The sequence below is a fragment of the Deinococcus fonticola genome, assembly GCF_004634215.1.
Classification (GTDB): domain Bacteria; phylum Deinococcota; class Deinococci; order Deinococcales; family Deinococcaceae; genus Deinococcus; species Deinococcus fonticola.
Genome location: NZ_SMMH01000073.1, coordinates 1 through 4,863 on the forward strand (window position 1 = coordinate 1; position 4,863 = coordinate 4,863).

At 57.4% G+C, this 4,863-nt stretch carries 5 protein-coding genes; all 5 read right to left on the reverse strand.

Going from position 1 to position 4,863, the window contains the following annotated elements:
- Window positions 1–66: 66 nt before the first annotated feature.
- Entirely contained in the window at window positions 67–405 is a 339-nt protein-coding gene (locus E5Z01_RS18945; protein WP_135230798.1) for a hypothetical protein, read from the reverse strand.
- Between the two features lie 8 nt (window positions 406–413).
- Window positions 414–3,269: a class I SAM-dependent DNA methyltransferase gene (locus E5Z01_RS18950; protein ID WP_338069175.1), complete on the reverse strand. Its 2,856-nt coding sequence runs from the start codon at window positions 3,267–3,269 to the stop codon at window positions 414–416.
- 195 nt (window positions 3,270–3,464) lie between these two features.
- Entirely contained in the window at window positions 3,465–3,740 is a 276-nt protein-coding gene (locus tag E5Z01_RS18955) for a hypothetical protein (protein WP_135230799.1), read from the reverse strand.
- The gene (locus E5Z01_RS18960; protein WP_135230800.1) at window positions 3,740–4,018 is read right to left on the reverse strand and encodes a hypothetical protein; all 279 of its coding nucleotides are present in this window, start codon (window positions 4,016–4,018) and stop codon (window positions 3,740–3,742) included. Before E5Z01_RS18960 ends, E5Z01_RS18955 begins: the two co-directional genes overlap by 1 nt.
- An 81-nt stretch (window positions 4,019–4,099) precedes the next feature.
- Window positions 4,100–4,863, reverse strand: a 764-nt coding sequence (locus tag E5Z01_RS19680) for a hypothetical protein (RefSeq protein WP_167758025.1), incomplete at its 5' end; no start/stop codon positions are given.

Sequence of the window (4,863 nt, forward strand, 5' to 3'; positions counted from 1 at the left end):
CGAGCTTGAATTCGCGGCTGTGCATTCGTCCGGGCATTGTCCGTCTCCCTCCATCTGCTGATCAGCCTACGGGCTGACCGGGGCGACATCCCTTGCTCCTCTGTCCGCGTTCAGGGGTTCACTCCACAGAGAGGCTTTATCTGGCAAGTTTAAGTGGTCAACCTGTTGAAGCCACACCTCTGCATCGAAGTCCCGGCTTTCATCCTCGACAGCACAATGCAGTACCCGAGTAATCAGAAACCATTCCCCATCCATCTTAAAAGTGATGTACTCACCCACAGCAGGTATGGAGCGCACCGCAACAGGACGGTTTTCCACTACCCTTCCATCTTTCATGGTGTGAAAGAAGACATGATGCCTTCCTTCGTGCTCGGCATCATCACGGGTATAACGTCGGTCGGTCATACTCCATGTTACGTCGTCGGGGAAGTTGCCTGCCTCGCCTTATTCAGCTCGAAGAGCTTACTCAGCAGCTCATCTTCTTCCATCGGCCACGTCCAGCCGTAAGCAGCAGCCACCGCTTTGTCCAGATGGTCGTGGGCTGTCTTGAGAGCATTCGCGGGGTGAGTCGCGTCCGGTTCAGCCCGCAACTTCATCACATCGTTGTACAGGGAAGTTAGCGTCGCTTTAGGGTCAGCGCTTAGTAAGTGTTCCCGCACCTGCACGATGTGCTTTGCCCACTTCTCAATTTCGGCCCGCTGGTCATCCGCAGGGTGTGGAAAGGGGAAGGGATCAAAACAGTCCTTGGCAACATAAGTTGGGTCGTTGCCAACACCATGAGCAGCACTGTTCGCTAGACTCCACACCTCGTGAATCCGCGATTGCAGCACACCGAAAGTAAAGTCATCATCCCTGGTAACAGCCAAAACGCGACTGTCTGGCAGCGTTCCAGCAGGCATCCAGACCCAGAGACGGTGCTTGGCTACGCGGGGCGTAACCAGAATGCGGGCCTTGCCCTTACTGGCTTTCTTGAGTGCCGCACCAGATTCCCCCAACCGCCACCAGAATTTCCGCCTCACTTCACGGTTGTTCTTCAAGCGCTCCGGCTTGACCTTCTCCTCCACATAGGCGAAAGGCAGGAGGTACTGCCGGGCCTGCTCTTCGCTCATCATGTCAAAATCGATAATCCACGTATCACTCGGCCTGCGCGTGATGTCCATTCCGTTCACCCAGGGTTTCAGGACATTCGCATTCGACACACCGTCTGGATTAGGAGACTTCAACCAGGAGCGAGCCAGTTCGCCAGGAATATCGAAGGCCCCGACCTTCACTGGGCCTTGGAAGGCAATTCCAGCGTTTTCAGCCAACGCTCTGGCCGTTCGTACATCTTCCGCAGGAGAAAGGCTGGCATTGATGCTGGGCACGGCCTGTCCATCCACGGTGCGCGTTGATTCCGCCCCGCCATCGAAAGCGAAGAGGCTCACCCGCACAGCAGCTCCATCCTGTAACCAAGGCTCGTTTTGCCAGGCCATGAAGATTGCGCCACCCTCCGCCAGAACCCGTTCCAACACTTCGCGGCTGCCCCCTGTGCGAATCGCCTGCGTCGTTACGAAACCAGCACGGCGCGTTTTACCCGCCTTCACCGCTTCCCAAGCCTTTTCCGGCCAGTACGCAACAAAGTCGGCATCGCCTGGTACACGGTCGCCGTAGATAATACGGAGCTGGGAAATATAGTCGTCGCCCAGAACGCTTCGCAGTTTCTTGTTCCCCAGAAAGGGCGGGTTGCCGACAATGTAAGTGGCGTCCGGCCACTGAAATTCGGTGCCGTCTTCATTCAGGAGTGCGTCGTGATGCTGGATGTTGTCCAATCTTTCCAGCACTGGAGTCGGCCACTGGCCGCCGTGAGCACGATTCCACTGGAAATAGCCAATCCACAACGTGACCGCCGCCAGTTCAGCCGCGAAGCCTTCTATCTCGATGCCGAGCATCTGACGCGGGTGCACCAGTGGTGGAATATCAAAGTCGCCCGCACCGTACTGGAAAGCTGTCAGACGGACTTCGTGCTCCAGGTCAAGCAGGCGCTTGAGGGTCACGTACAGGAAGTTGCCGCTGCCACAGGCCGCGTCCAGCACTTTTACGCTGCCCAGGTGCTGCTGAAACTCGTGGATGACGGCGATGGCCTGCTTGCGGGCCTGGGCGCGGGTTTCTTCAGCGACGCGGGTGTGTCCCTTACCGACTTCAGCAAGGGCCTTGACCTCAGCCTGCTCCACAGCAGTTTGTGCCTGTGCTCTGACCTCTTCCCACTGTCGGTGCAAGTCGAGCATCACCACGGGTTCGACGATGCGTTCAATCTCGGTGACCGCCGTGAAGTGCGCTCCCCGCTGTCCGCGCACTTCCTTCTCAAGACTGCTCTCGAACAGACCGCCAAAAATGGCAGGTTCCACTTCGGCCCAGTCCAGCTTGGCCGCGTTCAGCAGCGCGTCGGCGTCCTCAGCCGTGATGGGCAGGCCGTCGTGGTTATCGAAGAGACCACCATTGAAGTAGCGAATATCTGTACCCCAGAACTCGCCGCCAGTGCTCATCGCACCGAACAGTTCCGCAAAGTAACCCTGTGATTTGTCTGGATACCGTTTGGCCCGCTCCAGCAGCTTCGTCAGCAGGCCCTTTTCGAGCAGGGCGACATCCTCACTGAACATGGCAAAGACCACACGCATCAGGAAGTGCGCAACCTGCTCTTTGGGGTGTCCAGCTTTGACCAAAGCACGGGCCACCTCACCGACCCGCCCGGTCGCTTCGGTGGTGATGCGCTCGCGGACAAGACGCGGGTCGAGTACGTTAGGGTCGTGGAACACCGCCCGCAGCACCTGCAAGGCCGTCAGTTCGGTGCCTTCGAGCGGGCGGTCATCCTCGATGTCTTCCAGCGAGAGGCGGAAGGTCTTTGGGGCCGTCCCGGTGAAGTTGGTGTGGACGTTCAGCTCCATGAAGTCAGTGGTGACAATCAGGGGCGGGTTCCCCAGGTCGCGGGCGTACAGTGTGGCCTGCTGCAAGGCCCCCCCGAGGACTTTGGCCCGTGCGGCGTCCGTCTTGGCGGCCCTTTTCGCTTCCCAGATGAAATGTCCCGGCTGGAACACATCGGCCTTGCCGAAATCGGTGGTGCCGACCTTCTTCACGCCCGCCTGGTAGGTTAACCCCTCCGGCGCACCCGCCTGACCGGGCGCGAAACCACCCACCAGTGAAGCCACGTCCTGATAGTGCTCCTGGTAGGCTTGCTCCTCAGTGACTTCATAGGCGCGGGTACGCCACTTCTGCGCGAATTCGTGGGGTTGCATTGAAATTAAGGGTAACGCAGAACGGGAAATATACAGGCTGTGGTATACTGTTTTCGCTGAGGTACACCCCCAAGACGGGCCAGTGCCCGAATCGCTTCAGCACCGCCGCAAACAGCGGTTCCAGCCAGGCTGGAATACCCAAGAGGCCAGGGAGAAGCAAAAAAGCAGAGTCCGCCGTCTGGCGGACTTCTTGTTTTAATGCCTGCGGCCCGTGCGGAGCGGCAATTTGATGGGCTTACCCACCTGCACGTTATGAAGAATCAGCGCCAGTTTCATCGGGCGGCGGGCCGGGCGGTTCTGTACTCGTGCCGGGTCACGGGGAAACGCGCTGGCCACCACCATCTTAAGCCCCTTACCAGCATCCCGGACAATCTCAAAGTACACTTCGTACTCAACGGTATTTCCGCTGTGAGTCGTCAATTCGATGGTGAAGAAGTTCAGGTGTCCGGTGTGGAAGACTTGGCGCTGCATCAACGTCGTGATGATAGCTGGAAGCTGCTGCGACAAATCCCAGCGCACAACATCGAAAGTGCGCTGGTCGTGGCGTGGATGTGGGTACAGCAGGGCCGGGTCATCCCAAGGTTTGGGCGACTCAGTGAAACAGTGGTGGCCGAAGTGTGAATCCGTACCTTGTATTGGCGCTCAGGCTTTTCGGCAGTGGCCGCCTGAACGAACACATGGTCAAAGGAGTCGAGGTGCGACAGGTCGTAGACAGTACCCTGATAAAGAAATGCCTGCCACGTCGTCATCCGTCGAAGTCTAGCGAATCGGCAGGAAGGGTCTTGAAGTAGCGGGGATCAGAGAAGAACCGTCATTCAACCTGTTCCCCATCAAAAATCTTTTTCATTCATGTAAGCCTCGACACGCTGCTGGAGAATATTCAGCTTACTCTCGATTTCCCCTTCCGGTAGAGGCCAGAGTGGAGCCGGAAAAGCTTCCAAAGGCCAGTCCACGACTTCAGTAGGCCATTCTCTGAAAGGTTCTACGCTCAGCATCCTAAGCAACTCACGGCTCAGGATGAGCTTCCGCTCGTAAACGGTATTGGGTTCGTTAAGGGTGCGCCAAGTCCATACCGCCCGCTGTTTCTCGGAAACGAAGGTGGCAAGGTCTCTGGCGATTGAGCGTCCCGCTACCAATGCCTCCGCAACATCTCTCAAACTGACCACCTTTGCGTCCACAAAATCGATGTACCGCAGGACAACATCCTCCACTCTGAAACCATTCCTTCTCAGTCCCCAACTGGGGAACGAACCCTGGCTGATGAACTGAAGCAGCTTACCCCCCAGCTCAGTAGCGACATCTGTTCGACAGGCCAGGAGGCGCTGGAAAAAATCATCATCAGCGGTAAGCAGCAACTCGATACGGCCACGAACCTCCAAGCCGTGAGAAAGAACCAGCTTTCGCAGTTGCTCAACAGCGCTGGAGCTGCGCGAAGCAAGTTCAGTTAGAACTTGTAAGGCGGTGTTGCTGACGGCCTGACAAACTTTATGAGAGAGGACGTAAAACCAGCGTCCAGCCGACTTCCAGCAACGTAATGGGGTCAGAGCATTTCTTCTTCCGTTTGCCCAGAGGTTCTGGATCAGGCCCACCTGGC